This window comes from Pseudomonas sp. TE24901, assembly GCF_054058375.1.
The window spans coordinates 306658-332775 of sequence record NZ_JBSSAF010000007.1 but is presented as its reverse complement, the minus strand read 5'-3'; the positions used below and the strand labels follow the sequence as shown (position 1 = coordinate 332775).

General features: G+C 62.0%; 24 protein-coding genes. 21 read left to right on the top strand and 3 right to left on the bottom strand.

Translation table 11 applies throughout. The features are described from left to right. Positions 1–10 precede the first annotated feature (10 nt). Positions 11–688 (top strand): response regulator, encoded by a 678-nt coding sequence (locus ACVWVP_RS16725; protein WP_010208358.1) that lies wholly within the window; start codon positions 11–13, stop codon positions 686–688. After that, positions 685–2031 (top strand): ATP-binding protein, encoded by a 1347-nt coding sequence (locus tag ACVWVP_RS16720; RefSeq protein ID WP_178923506.1) that lies wholly within the window; start codon positions 685–687, stop codon positions 2029–2031. The genes ACVWVP_RS16725 and ACVWVP_RS16720 overlap by 4 nt, the downstream gene beginning before the upstream one ends. Before the next feature lie 242 nt (positions 2032–2273). Here ACVWVP_RS16720 and ACVWVP_RS16715 read toward each other — a convergent pair whose 3' ends face one another. Next, positions 2274–3272, bottom strand: coding sequence for an AraC family transcriptional regulator (locus ACVWVP_RS16715; RefSeq protein WP_178923504.1), 999 nt, complete (start codon positions 3270–3272; stop codon positions 2274–2276). A 339-nt stretch (positions 3273–3611) separates the two neighbouring features. Between ACVWVP_RS16715 and ACVWVP_RS16710 the strand changes: the two genes are divergently transcribed. The 5 genes from ACVWVP_RS16710 (at position 3612) to ACVWVP_RS16690 (ending at position 9562) form a co-directional block, all read left to right on the top strand. After that, positions 3612–4943 carry a dicarboxylate/amino acid:cation symporter gene (locus tag ACVWVP_RS16710; protein ID WP_178923502.1) on the top strand — a complete coding sequence of 444 codons (1332 nt, stop codon included), beginning with the start codon at positions 3612–3614 and terminating at the stop codon, positions 4941–4943. A 254-nt stretch (positions 4944–5197) separates the two neighbouring features. Then, positions 5198–5668, top strand: a complete 471-nt coding sequence (locus tag ACVWVP_RS16705; protein WP_457407236.1) for a (2Fe-2S)-binding protein — start codon at positions 5198–5200, stop codon at positions 5666–5668. Further along, on the top strand, positions 5665–7986 hold the full coding sequence (locus ACVWVP_RS16700) for a molybdopterin cofactor-binding domain-containing protein (RefSeq protein WP_457407233.1): 2322 nt from the start codon (positions 5665–5667) through the stop codon (positions 7984–7986). Before ACVWVP_RS16705 ends, ACVWVP_RS16700 begins: the two co-directional genes overlap by 4 nt. Continuing rightward, the gene (locus ACVWVP_RS16695; RefSeq protein ID WP_457407231.1) at positions 7986–8972 is read left to right on the top strand and encodes an XdhC family protein; all 987 of its coding nucleotides are present in this window, start codon (positions 7986–7988) and stop codon (positions 8970–8972) included. The genes ACVWVP_RS16700 and ACVWVP_RS16695 overlap by 1 nt, the downstream gene beginning before the upstream one ends. Further along, positions 8969–9562, top strand: a complete 594-nt coding sequence (locus ACVWVP_RS16690) for a nucleotidyltransferase family protein (RefSeq protein WP_457407228.1) — start codon at positions 8969–8971, stop codon at positions 9560–9562. The genes ACVWVP_RS16695 and ACVWVP_RS16690 overlap by 4 nt, the downstream gene beginning before the upstream one ends. A 212-nt stretch (positions 9563–9774) precedes the next feature. Here ACVWVP_RS16690 and rne read toward each other — a convergent pair whose 3' ends face one another. Continuing rightward, positions 9775–12942: a ribonuclease E gene (gene rne / locus ACVWVP_RS16685; RefSeq protein WP_457407226.1), complete on the bottom strand. Its 3168-nt coding sequence runs from the start codon at positions 12940–12942 to the stop codon at positions 9775–9777. A gap of 759 nt (positions 12943–13701) precedes the next feature. Between rne and rluC the strand changes: the two genes are divergently transcribed. The 3 genes from rluC to ACVWVP_RS16670 are packed head-to-tail and all read left to right on the top strand — an operon-like array spanning position 13702 to position 16315. Beyond that, a complete protein-coding gene (gene rluC / locus ACVWVP_RS16680) occupies positions 13702–14661 on the top strand; it encodes a 23S rRNA pseudouridine(955/2504/2580) synthase RluC (RefSeq protein WP_178923490.1) in 960 nt (319 codons plus the stop codon). Next, positions 14648–15310 (top strand): HAD-IA family hydrolase, encoded by a 663-nt coding sequence (locus tag ACVWVP_RS16675; RefSeq protein WP_178923488.1) that lies wholly within the window; start codon positions 14648–14650, stop codon positions 15308–15310. The genes rluC and ACVWVP_RS16675 overlap by 14 nt, the downstream gene beginning before the upstream one ends. Positions 15311–15331: 21 nt before the next feature. Beyond that, positions 15332–16315, top strand: a complete 984-nt coding sequence (locus tag ACVWVP_RS16670; protein ID WP_178923486.1) for a S49 family peptidase — start codon at positions 15332–15334, stop codon at positions 16313–16315. Between the two features lie 131 nt (positions 16316–16446). On the opposite strand, the gene ACVWVP_RS16665 is transcribed toward ACVWVP_RS16670, so the two are convergent. After that, positions 16447–17025: a Maf family protein gene (locus tag ACVWVP_RS16665; protein ID WP_457407223.1), complete on the bottom strand. Its 579-nt coding sequence runs from the start codon at positions 17023–17025 to the stop codon at positions 16447–16449. 105 nt (positions 17026–17130) lie between these two features. Between ACVWVP_RS16665 and ACVWVP_RS16660 the strand changes: the two genes are divergently transcribed. The 11 genes from ACVWVP_RS16660 to ACVWVP_RS16610 all read left to right on the top strand — a co-directional run bounded on the left by ACVWVP_RS16660 (position 17131) and on the right by ACVWVP_RS16610 (position 26085). Next, positions 17131–17661, top strand: coding sequence for a YceD family protein (locus tag ACVWVP_RS16660; RefSeq protein ID WP_010566563.1), 531 nt, complete (start codon positions 17131–17133; stop codon positions 17659–17661). 13 nt (positions 17662–17674) lie between these two features. After that, positions 17675–17857, top strand: a complete 183-nt coding sequence (gene rpmF, locus ACVWVP_RS16655) for a 50S ribosomal protein L32 (RefSeq protein WP_003179396.1) — start codon at positions 17675–17677, stop codon at positions 17855–17857. A 4-nt stretch (positions 17858–17861) separates the two neighbouring features. Then, entirely contained in the window at positions 17862–18872 is a 1011-nt protein-coding gene (plsX, locus tag ACVWVP_RS16650) for a phosphate acyltransferase PlsX (RefSeq protein ID WP_457407221.1), read from the top strand. 126 nt (positions 18873–18998) lie between these two features. Continuing rightward, on the top strand, positions 18999–19937 hold the full coding sequence (gene fabD / locus ACVWVP_RS16645) for an ACP S-malonyltransferase (protein ID WP_457407219.1): 939 nt from the start codon (positions 18999–19001) through the stop codon (positions 19935–19937). A 25-nt stretch (positions 19938–19962) separates the two neighbouring features. Beyond that, positions 19963–20706, top strand: a complete 744-nt coding sequence (gene fabG / locus ACVWVP_RS16640; protein WP_015885432.1) for a 3-oxoacyl-ACP reductase FabG — start codon at positions 19963–19965, stop codon at positions 20704–20706. Positions 20707–20898: 192 nt separating this feature from the next. Next, positions 20899–21135: an acyl carrier protein gene (gene acpP / locus ACVWVP_RS16635; protein ID WP_016973676.1), complete on the top strand. Its 237-nt coding sequence runs from the start codon at positions 20899–20901 to the stop codon at positions 21133–21135. Between the two features lie 109 nt (positions 21136–21244). Continuing rightward, on the top strand, positions 21245–22489 hold the full coding sequence (gene fabF, locus ACVWVP_RS16630) for a beta-ketoacyl-ACP synthase II (protein WP_176997924.1): 1245 nt from the start codon (positions 21245–21247) through the stop codon (positions 22487–22489). Beyond that, the gene (gene pabC / locus ACVWVP_RS16625) at positions 22489–23304 is read left to right on the top strand and encodes an aminodeoxychorismate lyase (RefSeq protein ID WP_457407215.1); all 816 of its coding nucleotides are present in this window, start codon (positions 22489–22491) and stop codon (positions 23302–23304) included. Before fabF ends, pabC begins: the two co-directional genes overlap by 1 nt. Before the next feature lies 1 nt (position 23305). Next, positions 23306–24451 carry an endolytic transglycosylase MltG gene (mltG, locus tag ACVWVP_RS16620; RefSeq protein ID WP_457407212.1) on the top strand — a complete coding sequence of 382 codons (1146 nt, stop codon included), beginning with the start codon at positions 23306–23308 and terminating at the stop codon, positions 24449–24451. Positions 24452–24470: 19 nt separating this feature from the next. Next, entirely contained in the window at positions 24471–25103 is a 633-nt protein-coding gene (gene tmk / locus ACVWVP_RS16615; RefSeq protein ID WP_178923472.1) for a dTMP kinase, read from the top strand. Then, positions 25096–26085: a DNA polymerase III subunit delta' gene (locus ACVWVP_RS16610; protein ID WP_178923470.1), complete on the top strand. Its 990-nt coding sequence runs from the start codon at positions 25096–25098 to the stop codon at positions 26083–26085. The genes tmk and ACVWVP_RS16610 overlap by 8 nt, the downstream gene beginning before the upstream one ends. Positions 26086–26118: the final 33 nt, after the last annotated feature.

Below are 26118 nucleotides of genomic sequence, written 5' to 3'. Positions count from 1 at the left end.
GGAGAGCCTTATGAAATTGCTGGTGGTAGAAGATGAGGCGTTGCTGCGTCATCACCTGTTTACCCGCCTGACCGACAGCGGGCACGTGGTCGAAGCCGTGGCCAACGCCGAAGAAGCCTTGTACCAGACCGGGCAATTCAACCATGACCTGGCGATCATCGACCTGGGCCTGCCCGGCATGGGCGGCCTGGACCTGATCCGCCAACTGCGCACCCAGGCCAAGACCTTCCCGATCCTGATCCTTACCGCCCGTGGCAACTGGCAGGACAAGGTCGAAGGCCTGGCCGCCGGCGCCGACGACTACGTGGTCAAGCCGTTCCAGTTCGAAGAGCTGGAGGCGCGGATGAACGCCTTGCTGCGTCGCTCCAGCGGCTTTACCCAGTCGACCATCGTCGCCGGCCCGTTGCTGCTGGACCTCAACCGCAAGCAGGCGTCCCTGGATGAACAACCGCTGGCGTTGACCGCGTACGAGTATCGGATTCTCGAATACCTCATGCGTCACCACCAGCAGGTGGTCGCCAAGGACCGCCTGATGGAACAGCTCTATCCCGATGACGACGAGCGTGATCCGAATGTCATCGAAGTGCTGGTCGGTCGCCTGCGTCGCAAGCTGGAAGGCCCGGCCGGTTTCAAGCCGATCGATACCGTGCGCGGCCTGGGTTACCTGTTCAATGAGCGCTGCCGTTGATTCGCTCGCTTCGTGTGCGCTTGATGCTGGCGGCCGCCACCCTGGCCGTGTTGTTCATGCTCGGTTTGTTGCCCGCCATGCAAGGGGCGTTCAGCCTGGCGCTGCAGGATTCCATTGAGCAGCGCCTGGCGTCGGATGTCACCACGCTGATTTCAGCGGCGCGCGTTGAAAACAATCGCCTGTTGATGCCGGCGCAGTTGCCGGACGAACGCTTCAACCTCACCGATAGCCGCCTGCTCGGCTATATCTACGACCGCGAAGGCCACCTGGTGTGGCGTTCCCGCGCCACCCAGGAAGAAAACATCAACTACAAGCCGCGCTATGACGGGCGCGGCAACGAATTTGCGCGGATTCGCGAGGCCAATGGCCAGGAATTCTTCGTGTATGACGTGGAGGTCAAGCTGCTGGGCGGCAAGAGCGCGGCGTTCAGTATCGTGGCCCTGCAACCGGTGCGCGAATACCAGCTGACCCTCGAAGGCCTGCGCGAGAACCTTTACCTGGGGTTCGGCGCGGCCCTGCTGGTGCTGTTGACCCTGTTGTGGCTGGGCCTGACCTGGGGCTTGCAAGCCCTGCGGCGCCTGAGCCAGGAACTGGACCAGATCGAAGGCGGCACCCGTGGAAGCCTCAGCGAGGAACACCCGCGTGAATTGCTGCGCCTGACCGGCTCGCTCAACCGCCTGCTGCACAGCGAGCGTGAACAGCGCGCACGTTATCGCGACTCCCTGGACGACCTCGCCCACAGCCTGAAAACCCCGTTGGCGGTGTTGCAGGGGGTGAGCGAAGACATGGCCCAACGCCCGGAAGACCGTGGCCAGGCCTGGGTGCTGCAATCGCAGATCGAACGCATGAGCCAGCAGATCGGCTATCAATTGCAGCGCGCCAGCCTGCGCAAAAGCGGCCTGGTGCGCCACCAGGTGCGCCTGGAGCCGGTGGTGCAAAGCTTGTGCGACACGCTGGACAAGGTGTACCGCGACAAGCGTGTGACCGTGGCCTTTGAACTGCCCGAAGAATGCGATGTGCCGATCGAGAAGGGCGCCTTGCTCGAAATGCTCGGCAACCTGCTGGAAAACGCCTACCGCCTGTGCCTGAGCGAAGTGCGCATCAGCCTGGTGGAAAGCCTGGAGGGCACTGAGTTGTGCATTGAAGACGATGGCCCGGGCGTACCGCCCGACCAGCGTGCTCGGATCCTGCAGCGGGGCGAGCGCCTGGACCGTCAGCACCCGGGGCAGGGGATCGGGCTGGCGGTGGTCAAGGACATCATCGAAAGCTACGGCGCGCGGTTGACCTTGGGGGATTCGCCTTTGGGTGGGGCGGCCTTCAAGATTCATTTTCCGGCGGTGTGATCTCTATTGACCGTGCTGGCCTCATCGCAGGCAAGCCAGCTCCCACATGTTGAACGGTGAACCCCTTCGAATGTGGGAGCGGGCTTGCTCGCGAAAGCGTCAGTCGCATCAACAGTCATCTAGCGCCATCGCCGGCAAGCCGGCTAATAAAGTTAATGCGTTCACACACATTTTGAATTGTGAACGCGATCGAGTGTGGGAGCTGGCTTGCCTGCGATAAGGCCGGCCCTGCCAACACACTCCTAACTCTCCTGCGCCCGATACGCCCCCGGCGTCACTCCGGTCCACTTCTTGAACGCCCGATGAAACGCCGACGGTTCGGAGAACCCCAGCTGCTCGGCAATCTCCTGCAGCGACAGATCTGCCCGCCCCAAATGATAGATGGCGATGTCCCGCCGCAGCTCATCCTTGAGCGCCTGGAAACTGGTGCCTTCTTCGCGCAAATGTCGGCGCAGGGTCTGCGGGCTGATGTGCAGGTGCTGGGCCACGGCCTCCAGGTCTGGCCAGGGCGTGCGGTCACGGCTGAGCAAGCGGCGCAACTGGCTGCTCAGGCTGTCGCCCTCGTCCGGGCGGGACAGCAGATCGGCCGGGGAGCGTTCGAGAAAATGCTTGAGGGTGCGTTCGTCCTGCAGCAGCGGCAGGCTCAGGTAGCGGCTGGGAAATACCAGGCTGCTGTTCGGAGCGCCGAACACATGGGGGCAGGGGAACAGCAAGTCATATTCGCCCGCGTGGGCCGGCATCGGGTAGCTGAACGTGGCCTGGTTCAGGCGAATGCGCTGGCCGATCAACCAGCTGCCCAGGCGATGCCAGATCACCAGCAGGCATTCGCTGAGGAAGTGGTCCGGGTCCCACAGCTGTGAGTCGTCCAGGCTCAAGCGGGCCATGTCGCCCTCTCTTGTCAGCTGCCAACGCGGACCCTGCGGGAATAGACTATAAAAGAGTAAGCCGCGTTCCAGAGCCTTCTCCAGGGTGCGGCAGTGGATCAGCGCATGGCACATCATGGCGAAGGTGCCGCGTTTGCTCGGGCCTTCGGCAAACCCCAGGTACTCGTCGTCCAGCGCCAGCCAGAGCATTTGCAACAGCCGGGTAAATTGCTCCGGTGCTATGCGGGCGCGGGGTTCGGTCAGCAGTTCGGGGGGGATGCCCACCTGCTGCAAAAGGCCTGAGTAGTCGAAACCCGCCCGGCGCGCACCCCCGAGGGCTGCCCGGGCGTAGTGACTGGCGATGGTGCGTTCACGCATGTGAGGGCCTCGTCCATGGAATGGCGGATGTTAGCCATCACTTGCCAGGGCGACAAGGCGGATATCCGCCATTTTGTAGGACAAGATTGGGCCTGCGGGCGGAAATCCGCCACCTCCTTGGATGGGCTGGCGAGGGTGTGAAAACCTCAAGCCCTGATGTCTAAAGGCCTTCAGGGTTTTTCGGCAAAGTGGCACGGCGTTTGCGATAAGGATTACAGCGCAGGCCTGCTTTCAAGGACCTCGCAAACAACAAATCCCTCCAGTGCAGGAGGGTTCGCAATTCAAGTGTCGTGGGCAATGGCGGATCTTTGCCACACGGGACGATTGAGGAACTTTGCAATGACGACTCGTCAGCCACTGTACAAATCCCTGTATTTCCAGGTGATCGTTGCAATCGTTATCGGTATTTTGCTCGGTCACTTCTACCCGCAGACCGGTGTGGCCCTCAAGCCACTGGGTGACGGCTTTATCAAGCTGATCAAAATGGTCATCGCCCCGATCATCTTCTGCACCGTTGTCAGCGGTATCGCTGGCATGCAAAGCATGAAATCGGTCGGCAAGACCGGCGGCTACGCGCTGTTGTACTTCGAAATCGTTTCCACCATCGCCCTGCTGGTAGGCCTGGTCGTGGTCAACGTGATCGAGCCGGGCGCCGGCATGCACGTCGATGTCACCAAGCTCGATGCGTCGAAAATCGCCACCTACGTGACTCAAGGTGCGGACCAGAGCGTTGTCGGCTTCATCCTCAACGTGATCCCGAACACCATCGTCGGCGCCTTTGCCAACGGTGACATCCTGCAAGTGCTGATGTTCTCGGTGATCTTCGGTTTCGCCCTGCACCGCCTGGGTGCCTACGGCAAGCCGGTACTGGACTTCATCGATCGCTTCGCCCACGTGATGTTCAACATCATCAACATGATCATGAAGCTCGCGCCAATCGGTGCCCTGGGCGCCATGGCGTTCACCATCGGTGCCTACGGTGTGGGTTCCCTGGTGCAACTGGGCCAGCTGATGATCTGCTTCTACATCACCTGCATCCTGTTCGTGGTCGTGGTGCTGGGCGCCATCTGCCGCGCGCACGGTTTCAGCGTGTTGAAGCTGGTTCGCTACATCCGTGAAGAGCTGCTGATCGTACTGGGTACGTCCTCCTCCGAATCCGCACTGCCGCGCATGCTGATCAAGATGGAGCGTCTGGGCGCGAAGAAATCCGTAGTAGGCCTGGTGATTCCAACCGGCTACTCCTTCAACCTCGACGGTACTTCGATCTACCTGACCATGGCTGCCGTGTTCATCGCCCAGGCGACTGACACCCACATGGACATCACCCACCAGATCACCCTGCTGCTGGTGCTGCTGCTGTCCTCCAAAGGCGCTGCAGGTGTGACCGGTTCGGGCTTCATCGTGCTAGCTGCCACCCTGTCGGCCGTGGGCCACCTGCCGGTTGCCGGCCTGGCGCTGATCCTGGGTATCGACCGCTTCATGTCCGAAGCCCGCGCACTGACCAACCTGGTGGGTAACGCCGTTGCCACCATCGTTGTGGCCAAGTGGGTCAAGGAACTGGACACCGACAAGCTGCAAAGCGAGCTGGCGTCCGGCGGTACCGGTATCTCGGAAACCCGCGAACTGGATGACCTGGGCGTGGCCGAAGGCCCTGCACCTGTCGTCAAGTAAGCCGCTGATGGCGTGAACTGACGCCGCAGCCACCCACAAACGCCCCGACTTGTTCGGGGCGTTTGCGTTTCTGCCCGATCACTCCCGGGTTTTTTGGTTTACATTAAGTCATTGCTCCATCAAAGGCCCGGTGAAGATCCGTCTTCGCAAGAGAGCCTCCTTCAGCCTGAGCCCATCTGCGCGCACCGAACCAGTACCACCTCCCGCGCCGGATGGCTCGCCCCTCAACGCAGTGTGAATAGGCGGGCGTGCCCATGATTACCCTGAAACTCAACCGTCAAGACCATCAACTGGATGTCACCGAGGATATGCCGCTGCTGTGGGCGATTCGCGACGTGGCGGGCTACAACGGCACCAAGTTCGGCTGCGGCATGGGCCTGTGCGGCGCCTGCACCATTCATATCGACGGCTCGCCGGCGCGCAGTTGCATCACCCCGATCGGCTCGGTCAAAGGCCAGTCCATCAGCACCATCGACAACCTGCACACCGACCCCATCGGCCAGGTGGTGCAGCAAGCTTGGCTCGACACGGCTGTAGCCCAGTGCGGTTACTGCCAGGGCGGGCAGATCATGTCGGCCACCGCTCTGCTGAAAACCAACCCCAACCCCAGCGATGAGCAGATCGAAGAGGCGATGGTCGGCAACATCTGCCGTTGCGGCACCTACAACCGTATCAAGACAGCTATCCGCCAGGCATCGACCCACCTGCAGGGGGCCAAGGCATGAGCCAGTTACCTGCTGATTTCGTGCTGAATAACCTCAGCCGCCGTGGTTTCCTCAAAGGTGTGGGTGCTACCGGCGCACTGGTGATTGCCGCCAGTTGGGGCTTGCCCGATGCGTTCGCCGCCGATGCGGTGAAGAAATACGGCGGCGACGCCATGCCCAACGGGCTGATCGATGACCCCAAGGTCTACGTCAGCATCGCCACCGACGGTACAGTGACCGTGGTGTGCAACCGTTCGGAGATGGGCCAGGGCGTGCGCACCAGCCTGAGCCTGGTGGTGGCCGATGAAATGGAAGCCGATTGGGCGCACGTGAAAGTCCAGCAGGCGCCGGGCGATGAAGTGCGCTACGGCAACCAGGACACCGACGGCTCGCGCAGCATGCGCCATTGGTATGAGCCAATGCGTCGCTGCGGTGCCAGTGTTCGGGCGATGCTTGAACAAGCGGCTGCCGATCAGTGGAAAGTCCCGCTGGCTGAATGTCGGGCGCAATTGCATAAAGTGATTCACCAGCCAAGTGGCCGTGAGCTGGGTTACGGCGAATTGGCAGCCGCCGCCGGCGCGCTGGCGGTGCCGGCGCGGGATAGCCTGCGCCTCAAGCCAGCGTCGGAGTTCCGTTATATCGGCAAGGAAGGCGTCAAGGCCATCGACGGCGCCGACATCGTCAACGGGCGCGCGGTCTACGGCGCGGACGTGCATTTCGACGGCATGCTCTATGCCACCATCGCACGGCCCAAAGTGTATGGCGGCAAGGTGAAATCCTTCGATGCCTCGGCAGCGTTGAAGGTACCGGGTGTGATCAAGGTGCTGGAAATCGAAAGCCGGCCCTTGCCCTCCGAGTTCCAACCCCTGGGCGGTGTGGCCGTGGTGGCCAGCAACACCTGGGCGGCGATCAAGGGCCGGGAGGCGCTGAGCATTGTCTGGGACGACGGCGTGAATGCTGGCTACAACTCCATCGACTATCGCAAGGAGCTGGAAGCCGCTGCGCTGAAACCGGGCAAGGTGGTGCGCAACACCGGCACCCTCGACCAGGCCATGGGCGAGGCCGACAGTACCCTGGAAGCCGCCTACTACTTGCCACACCTGTCCCAGTCACCGATGGAGCCGATGGTCGCCATTGCGCGTTTCGACAAAGGTGAGTGCCAGGCCTGGGGCCCGAGCCAGGCGCCACAGGTGACCCGCGAGCGCATCGCCGAGCGCCTTGGCCTGCCGTTCGATAACGTGACCTTCAACGTGACCTTGCTCGGCGGTGGCTTCGGGCGCAAATCCAAGCCTGACTTCATCATCGAAGCCGCCGTGCTGGCCAAGGAATTTCCGGGCAAGGCCGTTCGGGTGCAATGGACCCGCGAAGATGACATCCACAATTCCTACTTCCACACCGTGTCGGCCGAGTACCTCAAGGCCGGCCTGAACAAGGATGGCCTGCCGTCGGCCTGGCTGCACCGCACCGTGGCGCCGAGCATCACGGCATTGTTCGCGCCGGGCATGAACCACGAAGCGGCCTTTGAGCTGGGCATGGGCTTTACCAACATGGCCTACGCGATTCCCAATGTGCGCCTGGAAAACCCCGAGGCGGCGGCCCACACCCGCGTCGGCTGGTACCGTTCAGTGTCGAACATCCCCCATGGTTTTGCGATCCAGAGCTTTGTCGACGAACTGGCCCACAAGGCCGGCCAGGATCCGCTGCAGTATCAGCTCAAGTTGCTGGGGCCAGACCGTCAGATCGATCCCAAGACCTTGAGCGATGAGTGGAACTACGGCGAATCCCCTGAACGCTACCCGATCGACACCGCACGCCTGCGCGGCGTGTTGGAAACCGCGGCCAAGGCGGCCGGCTGGGGACGCACGCTGCCCAAGGGCCGTGGCCTGGGCTTGGCGGTGCACTACAGCTTTGTGACGTACGTGGCGGCCGTGATCGAGGTGGAGGTCAAGGGTGATGGCACGTTGATCGTGCACAAGGCCGATATTGCTGTGGATTGCGGCCCGCAGATCAACCCGGAGCGCATCCGCTCGCAGTTCGAAGGCGCGTGCGTGATGGGCCTGGGCAACGCGGTGCTGGGCGAGATCAGCTTCAAGGATGGCAAGGTCCAGCAGGACAACTTCCATATGTACGAGGTGGCGCGCATGTCACTGGCGCCCAAGGAAGTGGCGGTGCACTTGGTGACGCCTAAAGGCGAGGTGCCTTTGGGCGGCGTCGGTGAGCCCGGCGTGCCGCCGATTGCGCCGGCGCTGTGCAATGCGATCTTTGCCGCCACCGGCAAGCGTATCCGCAACCTGCCGGTGCGTTACCAGTTGCAGGGCTGGCAAGAGGCGAAGGCCTGATGGACAGCGTGGATCTGAATGTCTTGCGCAGCGTGCTGGAGTGGCGCCGCGCCGGGCAAACGGTGGTGCTGTACAGCGTGGTGCAGACCTGGGGCAGTGCGCCGCGCCCGCCAGGGGCGATGCTGGCCCTGCGCGGCGATGGGGTGGTGATTGGCTCGGTGTCGGGCGGCTGCATCGAGGACGACCTTATTGCGCGCCTGCAGGACGGTCGGCTGGCGGATGACGGGCCACCGGTGCAACTGGTGACCTACGGCGTGACCCGCGACGAGGCGGCCCGGTTCGGTTTACCGTGCGGCGGCACGTTGCGCCTGACCGAGGAGCGCGTGGTGGAATGGGCCTGGGTGGCTGAGCTGCTGGCGCGTTGCGAAGCTCATCAGATCGTTGCGCGGGAGCTGGACCTGAAGAGCGGTGAAGTCACCCTGAGCGATGCCAGCAAGACCGACGTGGTGAGCTTTGACGGCCAACGCCTGCGTGCGATCTACGGCCCGCGCTGGCGCTTGCTGCTGATCGGCGCGGGGCAACTGTCGCGTTATGTGGCCGAGATGGCGCGGCTGCTGGACTTCGACGTGCTGATCTGTGACCCACGTGAAGAGTTTGTCTACGGCTGGGAAGAGCAGCAGGGCCGCTTCGTGCCGGGTATGCCCGATGAAGCGGTGCTGAATATCCAGACCGATGAACGCACCGCCATTGTCTGCCTGACCCATGACCCGCGCCTGGATGACATGGCCTTGCTCACGGCATTGAATTCCAGGGCGTTCTACATTGGCGCGCTGGGGTCGCGGGTCAACAGCCAGAAGCGTCGGGAAAACCTGGCGCAGCTCGGCCTGTCGGCGGAGGCGATTGCGCGCCTGCACGGGCCGATCGGCGTGTATATCGGCAGCCACACCCCGGCGGAAATCGCTTTGTCGCTGATGGCGGAAATTGTCGCGATCAAGAATGGCGTGGCGGCGGTGCAGAAAAAACCGCTGCCGGTGCTGGCCGAGTGACAGTCACGGCGATTGTGCTGGCGGCAGGGCAGGGCAGGCGTTTTCGCGCTGAAGCGGGGGCGGATAAGGATAAATTGCTGGCCGATTGCACGGGCCGGGATGGCGTGACGCGAGCGGTTATCGAGCAGGTGCTGGCAAATCTGCCTGAGCGGGTTGCACGGCGTCTGTTGGTGACATCGCCCGAACGAGCGGACGTCATCCGATTGGCCAGGGCCTTTGGCTGTGAGGTCTTGCTGCTGCAATCGGCCGGCATGGGCGATAGCCTGGCGGCGGCGGTGGCGGCCAGTGCTCCGGCTGACGGTTGGCTGGTGGTGTTGGGGGATATGCCGTTCATTCAGTCGTCGACTATCGATCAGGTGGTCGAGGGGCTGGAAGCGGATCGCATCCACGTCCCGGTGCAGGCGGGGCAGTATGGTCATCCGGTGGCGTTTGGCCGCGCGTTCGGGCCGGGGTTGATGGCGTTGGCGGGTGATCGCGGCGCTCGCTCGCTGTTTGCCGCTGGCGCTGTCAGGGAGATCCCGGTGGATGACCCTGGTGTGTTGTGGGATGTCGACTTGCCCTCCCTCCTGAGCTACACCCCCACCTCCTGAACTGCCCTCCAGGTCCTGAATTGTCCTCGACCCTGTAGGAGCCCGGCTTGCCGGCGATGGCGTCCTCGAACATGTCGCATGGTTCAAGGGGCTCATCGCCGGCAAGCCGGGCTCCTACAGGGGATTGGGGGCGGTCTTGGATTTTGGATTTATGAGGCCAATAAAAAGCCCCGCCTGATCACTCAGGCGGGGCTTTTCAGTTACGGCTGGACTCAGGCGAGAGGCTTGCTCTCGTGTTCTGCTTCCAATGCAGCAGCGGCGGCTGCAGCGGCCTCGGCTTCCTTGCGACGACGACGCACTTCACGTGGGTCGTTCGGCGCACGGCCGTTTTCGGTCAGGGCGCTGGCCGGGGCGGCTTCGACCACAGGGGCTGCCACTTCGGCAACCACGGGGGCTTCAACCACCGGCGCAGGCTCAACCACCGGAGCCGGTTCAACCACTGGGGCTGGCTCGGCAATCACGACTTCGGCAACCGGTGCAGGCGCTTCTTCTACCACTGGGGCAGGCGCTGGCGCTTCGACCGGAGCAGCTGGCTCGGCAGTCCATTGGAAGGCGGTCTGTTCTTCGCGAACTTCGCGCACGTGTGGAGCCTCTTCCACAACCGGCGCTTCAACCACTGGTTGAGGTTCAACGACCGGTGCAGGCTCAACCGCTGCCACTTCAACTTCTGGCAGGGTTTCTTGAACCGGGGCAACTTCCACTTCCGGAACAACTGGCGCTTCGATCGGGGTAGTGGCCTCGACAACCGGGGCTTCTACCACAGGGGCTTCAACCACTGGCGTTTCGACTACGGGTGCTTCAACCACGGGCGCTTCGGCTGCTGGAGCCTCGGCGACAGGTGCTTCAACAGCAGCCGTTTCTTCAACGGCCGCAGTGGCGCGTTCAGCCTGCTCGTGAGCCTGGGCTTCAGCAGGTGCACTGATGACCGAGCTGGCAACGGCAGCAGTCACGGCAAGGCCGGCAGCCAGTTCGGCGCCTGTTGGCTCCTGGGTGGTGCCTTCAGCGTTCTCGCCGGCTTCTTCCGAGCCTTCGATCACGTTGCCGTTGGCATCACGCTGACGCTCACGACGGTTGCTGCGACGACGCTGGCCACGGGAGCGGCGGCGCGGACGATCGCCTTCGGCGCCTTCCTGACCGTCTTCCTGCACGTGCTCTTCGCCGGTCAGTACTTCTTCTTCGCTGGCGGCAGCGGCCTGTTCGGCACGTGGCTGGCGTTCTTCGCGCGGGGCGCGTGGTTGACGCTCTTCACGTGGCGCACGTTCTTCACGCGGCTGGCGAGCCGGACGTTCTTCAGCCACAACGGCAGCGCCGGCAACGGCTGGGGCCGCGTCCAGAGGTTCGCGCAGTTCACGCACGCGTTCTTCACGCTCGCCACGCGGCTTGCGATCTTCACGTGGCGCACGTGGCGTGCGTGGTGCGCGCTCTTCACGCGGTGCACGTTCTTCACGGGCTACGGCCGGGGTGTCTTCACGGGCTTCGCGAGGTGCACGTTCTTCACGCGGTGCGCGCTCTTCACGTGGAGCACGCTCTTCGCGCGGCTTGCGTTCTTCGTCACGGCGACCGTTGCGGTTACGGCTCTGCTGGCGACCGTTGCGACGTTCTTCGTTGCGTGCCGGGCGCTCGGCGGCTGGTTTTTCAACCACAACCGGTGCAGCAGGCTCTTCCTTGGTGGCGAACAGGCTGACCAGCGACTTCACCAGGCCCTTGAACAGGCTCGGCTCAGGCAGAGCGGCCGGTGCGGCAACCGGGGCGGCGGCTTCGGTTGGCACTGGAGCGTTGGCACGGGCCGGTGCAGTCTTGACCGCCGCTTCCTGGCGAACCAGGGTGCGTGTCGCGGCGGCGGGCTGGACTTCTTCCACTTCGGCAGCGGCAGCGGCGATTTCGTAGCTGGACTGGTTGTTGTGGGCTTCCGGGCTGTCATCACGCAGGCGCTGCACTTCGAAGTGCGGCGTTTCGAGGTGATCGTTCGGCAGGATGACGATGCGGGCACGGGTGCGCAGTTCGATCTTGGTGATCGAGTTGCGTTTTTCGTTGAGCAGGAAGGCGGCAACCGGAATCGGCACTTGGGCGCGGACTTCAGCGGTGCGGTCTTTCAGGGCTTCTTCTTCGATCAGGCGCAGGATCGCCAGGGACAGCGATTCAACGTCACGGATGATGCCGGTGCCGTTGCAACGCGGGCAGACGATGCCGCTGCTCTCGCCCAGGGATGGACGCAGGCGCTGACGGGACATTTCCAGCAGGCCGAAGCGCGAGATGCGGCCGACTTGCACGCGGGCACGGTCGGCTTCCAGGCATTCGCGGACTTTCTCTTCCACGGCGCGCTGGTTCTTGGCTGGGGTCATGTCGATGAAGTCGATCACGATCAGGCCGCCGATGTCACGCAGGCGCAGCTGGCGGGCGATTTCTTCAGCCGCTTCCAGGTTGGTCTGCAGGGCGGTTTCTTCGATGTCGCTGCCTTTGGTCGCACGCGCCGAGTTGATGTCGATGGACACCAGGGCTTCGGTCGGATCGATCACGATGGAGCCACCGGAAGGCAGTTCGACCACGCGCTGGAAGGCGGTCTCGATCTGGCTTTCGATCTGGAAACGGTTGAACAGCGGTACGCTGTCTTCGTACAGCTTGATCTTGCTGGCGTACTGCGGCATCACCTGGCGGATGAAGGTCAGGGCTTCGTCCTGGGCTTCAACGCTGTCGATCAGCACTTCGCCGATGTCCTGGCGCAGGTAATCGCGGATGGCGCGGATGATGACGTTGCTTTCCTGATAGATCAGGAACGGCGCGGAGCGGTCCAGGGACGCTTCCTTGATGGCGGTCCACAGTTGCAGCAGGTAGTCGAGGTCCCACTGCATTTCTTCGCTGCTGCGGCCAAGGCCCGCAGTGCGCACGATCAGGCCCATGTCGGCCGGTGCGATCAGGCCGTTCAGCGCTTCACGCAGTTCGTTGCGCTCTTCGCCTTCGATGCGACGGGAAATGCCGCCGGCACGTGGGTTGTTCGGCATCAGGACCAGGTAACGGCCCGCCAGGCTGATGAAGGTGGTCAGGGCGGCGCCCTTGTTGCCACGCTCTTCTTTTTCGACCTGGACGATGACTTCCTGGCCTTCGCTCAGGACGTCCTTGATGTTCACGCGGCCTTCAGGGGCTTTCTTGAAGTATTCGCGGGAGATTTCTTTGAGGGGCAGGAAGCCGTGGCGCTCGGAGCCGAAATCGACAAAGGCAGCCTCAAGGCTTGGTTCGATGCGAGTAATACGGCCTTTATAGATGTTGGCCTTTTTTTGCTCGCGTGCACCGGATTCGATGTCCAGGTCGTAGAGGCGTTGGCCATCTACCAGTGCAACACGCAACTCTTCGGGTTGAGTTGCGTTAATCAGCATTCTTTTCATGTTGTACCGTCGGTTTCCGGGCTGCCGGAAACGGCGTTCGGCACACACGACTTCTCACGGTCGGTGTCAGGTGCGTCAAGAGTGGTTGGCCACTCCAGTGTCCAGCGACATCTGCCCAGAGGGGGCAAAGGCGCGACGGACGCGTCCTGCTTGTCTGCTGCGGCGCCACAGGCGCCACTTCAACAAAAGCTAAGGTCAGGAGGAGGAATCAACCGGCGACTGTGGACGAGATGAAGCGTCTAAATATAAGCCTAGTGCTACACGGTCCGACGGTTGTGCATCTCCACCCTACACGTATCCCTGATAATTCGGGTGCTGCCGCGCGCAGAATCCGCAGCGGGTTGGCATTTACCGTGTTCTCCAATGGGGAGTCCACGCTCATGGCTAAACAAGACTAGGTGTGGGCGACTGCGCTCTCACTCAGCTCTTAACAGGCGTTGTTTCCGAAGCATTCGCCGTGGTCTGGCTCAAGACTGACTGCACTTTGTGAACTGGCCGTAAATATCGGCGCAGAACGCGAGTTTTCACTCTGCGTGTCGCGCTCGCTTCAGGCCTCATGTCACCTGCGCTTGTTACAATCTAGAGCCTTCCAGGGTGGCGAAAGCCCCGTAGGACGGCCTCGCGTCCTGATGAATTGCGATGGTCAGGGCCGGCAGTTTGCCGCATGTCCTCTGGCCAGGCCGCTTTTGGCGGCGTTCGCGACTATAGCAGCAATGATTAAGTGCTTCAATTCCATAAAAAATTGTTATCATCGCCGCCATGACGACTCCCGACCCCCAGACCCCCAGCGTTCAGCTGCTTGAGGTCTCGCCGGAATATGCCGGCCAACGCATCGACAATTTTCTCCTGGCCAGGCTCAAAGGCGTGCCCAAGACCTTGATTTACCGCATCTTGCGTAAAGGTGAAGTGCGTGTGAACAAGGGCCGGATCAAGCCCGAGTACAAGTTGCAGGCGGGCGATATCGTCCGTGTGCCACCGGTTCGCGTGCCGGAACGCGACGAGCCTGTGCCGCTGGCCCAGGGCCTGCTGCAACGCCTGGAAGCCTCGATTGTCTTCGAAGACAACAAGCTGATCGTGATCAACAAGCCTTGCGGCATTGCGGTTCACGGCGGCAGCGGCTTGAACTTCGGCGTGATCGAGGCCTTCCGCCAGTTGCGCCCGGACGCCAAGGAGCTGGAGCTGGTCCATCGCCTGGACCGCGACACTTCCGGCCTGCTGATGATCGCCAAGAAGCGCAGCATGTTGCGTCACCTGCACACCGCCCTGCGGGGCGATGGCGTAGACAAGCGCTACATGGCGCTGGTGCGTGGCCACTGGGCCAGCTCGATCAAGAGCGTGCGCGCGCCGTTGCAGAAGAGCAACCTGCGTTCCGGCGAGCGCATGGTGGAAGTGGACGAGGAGGGCAAAGAAGCCCTGACCCTGTTCAAGGTGCTGCGCCGTTTCGGTGACTTCGCCACCCTGGTCGAGGCCAAGCCGGTGACCGGGCGTACCCACCAGATCCGCGTGCACACCCTGCATGCGGGCCACTGCATCGCCGGCGATACCAAATACGGCGACGAGGATTTCTCCAAGGAAATCCGCGACCTGGGCGGCAAGCGCCTGTTCCTGCATGCCTACATGCTCACCGTGCCGCTGCCCGATGGTGGCGAATTGAAGCTGCAGGCGCCGGTCGATGAAATGTGGGCCAAGACCGTGGAGCGTTTGAGTGTCGCACCTTGATTACAAGCTGCTGATTTTCGATTGGGACGGCACCCTGGCAGATTCCATTGGCCGCATTGTCGAGTCGATGCATGCGGCGTCGACCCGGTCCGGCTATGCGCTGTGCACCGATCACGCGGTCAAGGGCATCATTGGCCTGGGGCTGCCCGAGGCGATTCGCACCTTATATCCCGAGATCAGCGACGCTGAACTGGTCACGTTCCGTGATCACTACGCCGATCACTACATCGCCCTGGAAGCCACGCCTTCGCCGTTGTTTGATGGTGTGGTGCAGTCCATGGAGGCGTTCCGCACCGAGGGTTATCACCTGGCGGTCGCTACCGGCAAGGCCCGTCGCGGGCTGGACCGCGTGCTCAAGGCCCATGGCTGGGAGGATTATTTCGATATCACCCGTGCCGCCGATGAAACCGCCAGCAAACCTCACCCTCTGATGCTGGAGCAGATCCTGGCCCATTGCGGCGTGTCGCCACGCCAGGCATTGATGGTGGGGGATGCCTCCTTCGACCTGATGATGGCGCGCAATGCGGGCATGGACAGCGTGGCCGTCAGCTACGGCGCTCAGTCCGCCGAGGCGCTTCAGCAGTACGAACCGCGCCTGACGATCAATCATTTTTCCGAATTGCAGGCCTGGCTCAGCCGGGCCCGATAAGTCTTTGCTGGGGTTAATGGCATGAGTGACGAGTGGAAGGCGCCCGAAAAGGCTGAAAGCGGTGATGACAAAAGCTGGAAGCTTCTGGAGAAAACCCTCCTGGCCAGCGTTCAGGAGCAGCGTCGTTCGCGGCGTTGGGGGATCTTTTTCAAGTTGCTGACCTTTGTGTACCTGCTGGGGATGCTGGCATTGTTCAGCCCGCTGGTGGACATGGAGAAAAGCGCGGCTCGCAGCGCCAATTACACGGCGCTGATCGAGGTGCGTGGCGTGATTGCCGACAAGGAGTCCGCCAGCGCCGACAATATCGTCAGCAGCCTGCGTGCCGCGTTTGAAGATTCCAAGGTCAAGGGCGTGATCCTGCGCATCAACAGCCCGGGCGGCAGTCCGGTGCAGTCGGGTTACGTGTATGACGAGATTCGTCGCCTGCGCGCCTTGCACCCGGACATCAAGCTGTATGCAGTGATTTCCGACCTGGGCGCCTCGGGTGCCTATTACATTGCCAGCGCCGCAGACCAGATCTATGCCGACAAGGCCAGCCTGGTGGGTTCCATTGGCGTCACGGCGGCCGGTTACGGGTTTGTCGGCACCATGGAGAAGCTGGGGGTGGAGCGTCGCACCTACACGTCGGGCGAGCACAAGTCGTTCCTCGATCCGTTCCAGCCGCAAAAGGCCGATGAAACCCAGTTCTGGCAGGGCGTGCTCGACACGACCCATCGTCAGTTCATCGCCAGCGTGAAGCAGGGGCGTGGGGATCGCTTGAAGGACAAGGATCATCCGGAACTGTTTTCCGGCTTGATATGGTCAGGCGAGCAGGCGTTGCCGCTGGGGCTGATCGATGGCCTGGGCAGTGCCAGTTCGGTAGCGCGGGATGTGATTGGCGAGAAAGAACTGGTGGATTTCACCGTTCAGGAATCGCCGTTTGATCGCTTCTCCAAGAAGCTGGGCGCCAGCGTGGCAGAGAAGCTTGCCTTGTATATGGGCTTCCAGGGCCCGACCCTGCGCTGATCTGACAGGCGCACCGATTCAACTGTAGGGGCCGGCTTGCCGGCGATGGCGGTGGTCCAGTCGACATTTATATTGGCTGATCCACTGCGATCGCTGGCAAGCCGGCTCCTACAGTTGTTTTTGGGGTGGGCCTAAGGGATTTGCACGCCTTCGATGAGTAGCATGTCCACTAGGCGGATAAGCGGCAGCCCGATCAGGCTGGTGGCATCTGGCCCCTCTGTGCTCTGAAACAAGCTCACGCCCAACCCCTCGGCCTTGAAACTGCCCGCGCAGTCATACGGCTGCTCGATTCGCAGGTAGCGTTCGATCCGTTCAGCGTCCAGCTCGCGCATATGCACGGTAAAAGGCACGCAATCCACCTGGCAGCGCCCGGTCTGGGTGTTGAGCAGTGCCAGGCCGGTCAGGAAGCTGACCCGCTTGCCGCTCGCGGCCAATAGCTGATCCCGGGCGTTTTCAAAGGTATGCGGCTTTCCGATAATGCGGCCTTCCAACGCTGCCACTTGATCGGAGCCGATAATCAGGTGGCCTGGATGGCTGGCGGCGAGGGCGCGGGCTTTGTGTTCGGCCAGGCGCTTGACCAGCTCCACGGCAGACTCATTTGCACGATGGCTTTCGTCGATATCCGGCGGGCTGCAGATGAACGGCAGGTGCAGGCGGCTCAGCAATTCCCGGCGATAAACCGAGCTGGATGCGAGTAATAAAGGCAGCATGGGCGTCTCCTCAAGGCAGCCGGGGATTCTAGCGGGGCGACCGGCTGACGCACAGGGCTGAATTTCCTTTGACATGGCCGGGTGCATCCCTATAATGCTGCGCCTATGTTGAATGACCCGATTCCACCTCACGTTGACCCGCGCAAATTGGCTGATCGTGGCACTTCCCTTCAAGGTGAGTTGCTGCTGGCCGATTTGGAGAGACTCTGCGACCCGCTTTCCGACACTGTCGGTACGGTGCAGGCCAAATTCGTTTTTGAACGAGATGAACGTAAGTCTGTGGTAATCCACAGCTTTATCGACACCGAAGTCAAAATGGTTTGCCAGCGTTGTCTTGAGCTGGTCACCCTGCCGATCCATAGCGAATGCAGTTATGCTGTGGTGAAGGAGGGTGCGAATACCCAGTCGTTGCCGAAAGGTTATGACGTGCTGGAACTGGGCGAAGATCCTTTGGATCTGCATGCACTGATCGAGGAGGAGCTTCTGCTCGCCTTGCCCATTGTGCCTGCTCATCATCCGGAAGAATGCCAGCAGCCGGCGGGCCTCGATGACGAGCCCGAACCGAGCGAGGACGAGGTAACGCGGTCCAACCCGTTCAGTGTATTGGCGCAGTTAAAGCGTGACCCAAACGTTTAGGAGTTAATCAATTATGGCTGTTCAGCAGAACAAAAAATCCCGCTCCGCCCGTGACATGCGCCGTTCGCACGACGCTCTCGAGGCTAGCACCCTGTCCGTAGAAAAGACCACCGGTGAAGTTCACCTGCGTCACCACGTATCGCCAGAAGGCGTATACCGTGGCCGTAAAGTGATCGACAAGGGCGCTGACGAGTAATCACTTGTCTGCTCTAGTCATCGCGATTGACGCAATGGGCGGGGACTTCGGTCCCCGCAGCATTGTTCAGGCCTGCATTGCCAGCCTGTCTGCAACGCCCTCGCTGCACCTGACCCTCGTCGGTCAACCCTCCCTCCTTGAAGAATTGATTGCCAGCCATCCGGCGGTGGATCGCGCGCGCCTGACGATTACGCCGGCCAGCGAAACCATCGGCATGGATGAAAAGCCGGCGGCGGCCCTGCGTGGCAAGCCCGACTCTTCAATGCGGGTGGCGCTGGAGCTGCTGCGTGACGGCAAGGTGCAAGCCTGTGTCAGCGCGGGCAATACCGGGGCCTTGATGGCCTTGTCGCGGCATGTGCTCAAGACGTTGCCCGGCATTGATCGGCCTGCAATGGTGGCGGCGATTCCGACGCAAAAGGGCTATTGCCAGTTGCTGGACCTGGGGGCCAACGTCGATTGCAGTGCCGAGCACCTGTTCCAGTTCGCCGTAATGGGTTCGGTCGCCGCCGAGGCGCTGGGCGTGGCCCGGCCTCGTGTGGCCTTGCTGAATATCGGTACCGAAGACATCAAGGGCAATCAGCAGGTCAAGCTGGCTGCCACCTTGCTGCAAGGTGCGCGCGGCTTGAACTACGTCGGCTTTGTCGAGGGTGACGGTGTGTACCGGGGCGAGGCGGATGTGGTGGTGTGCGACGGGTTTGTCGGCAATATCCTGCTCAAGTCCAGCGAAGGCCTGGCGACCATGATCGCCACGCGCATTGAGGCATTGTTCAAACAAAATCTGGCCTCTCGTGTGGTGGGTGCCCTGGCGCTGCCATTGATGCGTCGCTTGCAGGCCGACTTGGCACCTGCGCGGCATAATGGGGCGAGTTTTCTTGGCTTGCAGGGCATTGTGGTAAAAAGCCACGGCTCGGCAGGTGTAGAGGGCTTTCAGAGTGCGATCGCGCGCGCCCTGATCGAGATCCAGGAAAACCTGCCGCAGCGCTTGCACGGCCGTCTCGAGGACCTGTTGCCTTAGGCGAATCGGCCCGGGAGTGCTTAAATGTGACCGGCCAGTTCAATTGACCATCCAATCTGTCAGTTTCGTGCGCTCCCACCGTAGGAGTGCGCATTTTTGACGACCAGATCATTAGGGGCTTGTTACATGTCTACATCCCTCGCATTCGTCTTTCCAGGGCAGGGTTCGCAGTCCCTCGGCATGTTGGCCGAGCTGGGCGCGCAGTACCCGCTGATCCTGGACACCTTCAAGGAAGCTTCCGACGCTCTGGGTTACGACCTGTGGGCATTGACCCAGCAGGGACCGGAAGAGCAACTCAACCAAACCGACAAAACCCAACCGGCCATCCTGACCGCTTCGGTCGCCCTGTGGCGCCTGTGGCTGGCTGAAGGTGGTGCGCGCCCTGCATTCGTCGCCGGTCACAGCCTGGGCGAATACAGTGCCTTGGTGGCGGCGGGCAGCCTGACCCTCGGTGAGGCGGTCAAGCTGGTCGAGCGTCGCGGTCAACTGATGCAAGAAGCCGTTCCAGCCGGGCAGGGCGGCATGGCCGCTATCCTGGGCCTGGACGATGCTGTCGTGATCGAAGCCTGTGCCGAAGCGGCCCAGGGCGAAGTGGTCAGCGCGGTGAACTTCAACTCCCCGGGCCAGGTGGTGATCGCCGGTGCCAAGGCCGCCGTCGAGCGCGCCATCGAAGGCTGCAAGGCCCGTGGTGCCAAGCGTGCGCTGCCGTTGCCGGTGAGCGTACCGTCCCACTGCGAGCTGATGCGTCCGGCGGCCGAGCGTTTTGCCGAGTCCATCGCTGCCATCAACTGGCAGGCGCCGCAGATCCCGCTGGTGCAGAACGTCAGCGCGGCCGTTGCCGCCGACCTCGACACGCTCAAGCGCGACCTGCTGGAACAACTCTACAAGCCCGTACGCTGGGTCGAATCCGTCCAGACCCTGGCTGCCAATGGCGCCACTGAACTGGTTGAGTGCGGTCCGGGCAAAGTCCTGGCCGGCCTGAACAAGCGTTGCGCCGATGGCGTGTCGACTGCCAACCTCAATACCCCGGATGCCTTCGCTGCCGCCCGCGCGGCACTGGCCTGAATCCCCGAACTTAGGAGAAGCCTGCATGAGTCTGCAAGGTAAAGTTGCACTGGTTACCGGCGCAAGCCGTGGCATTGGCCAGGCGATCGCCCTGGAACTGGGCCGTCAGGGTGCCGTTGTGATCGGTACCGCTACATCCGCCTCGGGCGCCGAGCGTATCGCCGCGACCCTGAAGGAAAACGGCGTGCAAGGCACCGGCCTTGAACTGAACGTGACCAGCGACGAGTCTGTGGCTGCCGTACTGGCCGAGATCACCGCACAGTTCGGCGCGCCGGCGATTCTGGTGAATAACGCCGGTATCACCCGCGACAACCTGATGATGCGCATGAAAGACGACGAGTGGTACGACGTGGTCGATACCAACTTGAACAGTCTGTTTCGCCTGTCCAAGGGGGTTTTGCGCGGCATGACCAAGGCGCGTTGGGGCCGAATTATCAATATTGGCTCTGTAGTGGGTGCCATGGGCAACGCAGGCCAAGTAAACTACGCAGCCGCCAAGGCCGGTCTGGAAGGTTTCAGCCGTGCACTGGCGCGTGAAGTCGGTTCGCGGTCGATTACGGTCAACTCGGTGGCCCCAGGGTTCATCGACACCGATATGACCCGTGAACTGCCGGAAGCACAGCGTGAAGCCTTGCTGACGCAGATTCCGCTGGGTCGTCTGGGCCAGGCTCAAGAGATCGCGAATGTGGTCACTTTCCTGGCGTCCGACGGTGCGGCATACGTGACTGGGGCTACAATCCCGGTTAACGGCGGGATGTACATGAGTTAAATTGTGACGGATCGCTTCAAAAAAATGTCATACGAGCTGTCTAAAATCCGTTATAAAGCTGCAACTTAATTTATAGGCAGGTGGCCAACCGGGTACAGGGTGAAGCTTTCAGTTGAAAAGCTGAAATGGCTTTCTATACACTTACCCACTGGCCAGCTGCCTGAATTTGTCCATTAGGAGTGAAAACAAGGTATGAGCACCATCGAAGAGCGCGTCAAGAAAATCGTTGCCGAGCAACTGGGCGTTAAAGAAGAAGAAGTGACCAACTCCGCTTCCTTCGTTGAAGACCTGGGTGCCGACTCCCTTGACACCGTTGAGCTGGTGATGGCTCTGGAAGAGGAATTCGAGACCGAAATCCCGGACGAAGAAGCTGAAAAAATCACTACTGTTCAAGCTGCTATCGACTACGTTACTGCCCACCAGGCGTAATAGTTTTTAGTCGTCGCTTGCTGTTGGGAAAAACCGCACTGCTGTTACAGCGTGCGGTTTTTTCTTTAGCTCTATAGCAAAGTGTCGTCATTAGAAAAAGGAGAGTGCTGTGTCGCGTAGACGCGTCGTAGTCACCGGTATGGGTATGTTGTCGCCACTGGGTACGGATGTGCCGAGCAGTTGGCAGGGCATTCTGGCTGGCCACAGTGGTATTGGTCTGATCGAACACACGGACCTTTCTGCCTATTCCACCCGTTTTGGCGGCTCGGTAAAGGGTTTCAATGTCGAGGAATATCTCTCGGTCAAGGAATCCCGCAAACTCGACCTGTTCATTCAATACGGCCTGGCAGCCGGTTTTCAGGCGGTGCGCAATGCCGGCCTGGAAGTCACCGACGCCAACCGTGACCGCATCGGCGTGGCCATGGGTTCGGGTATTGGCGGCCTGACCAATATCGAAGAAACCAGTCGCACGCTGCATGATTCCGGCCCCCGTCGAATTTCACCGTTCTTCGTACCGGGCTCGATCATCAACATGATTTCCGGTTTCCTGTCGATCCACTTGGGCGCACAGGGGCCTAACTACGCCATTGCCACGGCATGTACCACGGGTACGCACTGCATCGGCATGGCGGCGCGCAACATCGCCTACGACGAGGCCGACGTGATGATCGCCGGTGGCGCCGAGATGGCGGCCTGCGGCCTGGGCATGGGTGGCTTCGGTGCATCCCGTGCATTGTCGACCCGCAACGACGAACCGACACGCGCCAGCCGCCCCTGGGACAAAGGCCGTGACGGTTTCGTCTTGTCCGACGGTGCCGGCGCCCTGGTACTCGAAGAGCTGGAGCACGCCAAGGCGCGTGGTGCCACGATCTACGCCGAGCTGATCGGCTTTGGCATGAGCGGTGACGCCTACCACATGACCTCGCCACCGTCCGACGGTGCCGGCGCGGCGCGTTGCATCTCCAACGCCTTGCGCGATGCGAAGGTCAACGCCAACCAAGTTCAGTACATCAACGCCCATGGCACCTCGACCCCAACGGGCGACCTGGCGGAAGCCGAGGCCATCAAGTCGGTGTTCGGTGAGCATGCCTACAAGCTGGCGGTCAGCTCCACCAAGTCCATGACCGGTCACCTGTTGGGTGCGGCGGGCGCGGTCGAGGCGATCTTCAGTGTCATGGCCATCAAGGATCAGGTCGCTCCGCCGACCATCAACCTTGATGAGCCGGACGAAGGCTGCGACCTGAACTTCGTGCCGCACGAAGCCCAGCCAATGCCAATCGACGTGGTGCTGTCCAACTCGTTCGGCTTTGGTGGCACCAACGGTTCCCTGGTGTTCCGCCGGTTCGCCGAGTGATGCACAGCTGGGTCGACGGTCAGCCAGCGGACAGCGTGCCCCTGAAAGATCGTGGCCTGGCATACGGTGATGGTCTGTTCGAGACCATTGCCGTCAAGGCCGGGCTGCCTGTGCTGCTCGACCGCCACCTGTATCGCCTCGAAGAAGGATGCAGGCGGCTTGCCTTCACTGCGGATCACGGGTTGATCCGCAGTGAAGTGCTGGCCTACGCCGCAACCCTGGGCAGCGGTGTACTCAAGCTGATCCTCACCCGTGGCGACAGCCAGCGCGGTTATGGCGCCAACCCTGGCGCACCTGTGCGCCGCATTTTGCAGGGCAGTCCGCCCGCAACCTATCCCCCTGCCCACGGAGCCGACGGCATCCGCCTGTTTCCGTGCGCGACCCGCTTGGCCGAACAGCCCCTGCTGGCCGGTCTCAAGCACCTCAACCGCCTGGAGCAGGTGATCGCCCGCGCCGAATGGCAGGACGCCGAGCATGCCGAAGGCTTGATGCTGGATAGGTCCGATCGTGTCATTGAAGGCGTGTTCAGCAACCTGTTCCTGGTGCGCAACGGCTTGTTACTAACCGCTGATCTGACGCGTTGCGGCGTGGCTGGCGTGATGCGCGCCGAGATTCTGGCCCAGGCACATGCCCTGGGAGTCCCCGTGGCCGTGGCCGACATCAGCCTGGAGCAGCTGCAGCAGGCGGATGAAGTGTTCATGTGCAACAGCGTTTATGGCATTTGGCCGGTGCGCGAGTGCGCTGCGATGAGCTGGTCGGTTGGGCCGCTCACCCGTAAACTGCAGGGCATTGTTCGCGCGCTATTGGATATTTGAGTTGATACGAAAACTGGTTTTACTGCTGCAGATCGGCCTGGTCTCGGCGGGCTTGCTGCTGGGCTTTTCGGCCTGGAAGCTTGACTCTGCCTTGAAGCAGCCCTTGAACCTGCCCCAGGAACAATTGCTCGATGTACCGGCAGGGGCCACCCCAACCGGCACGTTCAATCGCCTTGAAGCCGATGGCGTGCTCGATGATGCGTTCTGGCTGCGCCTGTACTGGCGTTTCAACCTCGATGGCCAGCCACTGCACAGTGGCGAATACCGCATGACGCCGGGCCTCACCGCCCAAGGCCTGATCGGCTTGTGGCAGCGCGGCGAAGTGGTGCAATACAGCCTTACCCTGGTGGAAGGCTGGAACTTCCGCCAGGTGCGTTCGGCGCTGGCCAAGCATGAAAAGATCGTGCAAACCCTCTCGGGCCTTTCGGACAGCGAAGTGATGGACAAGCTGGGTCACCCCGGCGTATTCCCCGAAGGGCGATTCTTCCCCGACACTTACCGCTTTGTGCGCGGCATGACCGATGTCGAGTTCCTGAAAAAAGCCTACAACCGCCTCGACGATGTGCTCGCCCAAGAGTGGAGCAAGCGCGCTGCCGATGCGCCGTACACCGACCCTTACCAGGCCCTGATCATGGCCTCCCTGGTCGAGAAAGAAACCGGCGTGCCCGAAGAGCGCGGGCAGATTGCCGGGGTGTTTGTGCGACGCATGAAGATCGGCATGCTGCTGCAGACCGACCCGACCGTGATCTACGGCCTGGGTGAGCGCTACAACGGCAAGTTGACCCGCGCTCACCTGAAGGAAGCCAACCCCTACAACACCTACATGGTGGCCGGCCTGCCGCCGACACCCATTGCCATGGTCGGTCGCGAGGCTATCCATGCGGCGCTGAACCCGGTGCCAGGCAGCAGCCTGTATTTTGTTGCCCGTGGCGATGGCAGCCATATTTTTTCTGACGACCTGGATACGCATAATGCCGCTGTGCGCGAGTTCCAGCTCAAGCGCCGCGCCGACTACCGCTCCAGCCCGGCACCCGTGGTGAAGCCTGCGCAAGACGCAACGCCAGCGGCCGATGCGCCAGCGCAAGCGCCGGTAGAAACGCCGGCCGATCCTGCGCCGGATACGGCCGCGCCGCAAAGCCCGCAATAATTCTGACTAAGGACTGCCTGTGACTGGCTTGTTTATGACCCTGGAAGGCCCGGAAGGCGCCGGCAAAAGCACCAACCGCGATTACCTCGCCGAGCGCTTGCGCGCCGAAGGAATCGAAGTGGTGTTGACCCGCGAGCCCGGCGGCACGCCGCTGGCCGAGCGTATCCGCGAGGTGCTGCTGGCGCCGGGTGAAGAGCAGATGAACCCGGACACCGAGTTGCTGCTGGTGTTCGCAGCCCGTGCCCAGCACCTGGCCGAGGTGATTCGCCCAGCCCTGGCGCGGGGTGCCGTGGTGATCTGCGACCGCTTCACCGATTCCACCTATGCCTACCAGGGCGGTGGACGGGGCCTGTCCCTGGAGCGCATCGCCACGCTCGAAACCTTCGTTCAAGGCGACCTGCGCCCTGACCTGACCCTGGTCTTCGACTTGCCGGTTGAAGTCGGCCTGGCCCGCGCCAGCGCCCGGGGTCGCCTGGACCGCTTCGAGCTCGAAGGCCAGGCTTTCTTCGACGCAGTACGCACCGCGTTCCTCAAACGTGCCGCGGCCGAGCCTGCGCGCTACTACCTGCTGGATGCCGCCCAACCGCTGGCCCAGGTGCAGCACGCCATCGATGCCCTGTTGCCCACCCTGCTGGAGCGTGCCCGTGGCTGAAGCCTACCCGTGGCAGGAAGGCCTCTGGCAGCAGTTGGCCGGCCGTGCCCAGCACGCCCATGCCTACTTGCTGCATGGCCCCATCGGTATTGGCAAGCGCGACCTGGCCGAACGCCTGATGGCCAGCCTGCTGTGCCAGAAGCCGGTCAACCTGGAAGCCTGCGGCGAGTGCAAGTCGTGCCTGCTGCTCAAGGCCGGCAGCCACCCGGACAACTACCTGCTGGAGCCTGAAGAGGCCGACAAGGCGATCAAGGTCGATCAGGTACGTGATCTCGTCAGTTTCGTGGTGCAGACCGCACAGATGGGCGGGCGCAAGGTCGTGCTGATCGAGCCGGTGGAGGCAATGAACATCAACGCCGCCAACGCCCTGCTCAAGAGTCTGGAAGAGCCGTCCGGCGATACTGTGTTGCTGCTGGTCAGTCACCAATCCAGCCGTTTGCTGCCGACGATCCGCAGCCGTTGCGTGCAGCAGGCGTGCCCGCTGCCTAGCCAGGCCATGAGCTTGCAGTGGCTGGCGAAGGCGTTGCCGGACTGTTCCGAAGATGAACGTGTCGAGCTGTTGACCCTGGCCGCAGGTTCGCCGCTGGCTGCCGTGAAGCTTCAGGCCCAAGGTGTGCGTGAACAGCGTGCCCTGGTGGTGGACGGCGTCAAGAAGCTGCTCAAGCAGGAACAGTCCGCGACCCAACTGGCCGAAGGCGCCTGGAAGGACATCCCGTTGTTGCTGCTGTTCGACTGGTTCTGCGACTGGTCAAGCCTGATCCTGCGCTACCAGTTGACCCAGGACGAAAGCGGGCTGGGCCTGCCGGACATGCGCAAGGTCGTGCAGTACCTGGCGCAGAAGAGCGCCCAGGACAAGGTGCTGGCCATCCAGGACTGGATCCTCGCCCAGCGCCAGAAAGTCCTGGGCAAGGCCAACCTCAACCGCGTGCTGTTGCTTGAAGCGCTGTTGGTACAATGGGTCGGGCTGCTCGGCCGCCGTTAATTTCCGTGGCCGACGGGTGTATCGTCGGTCAGA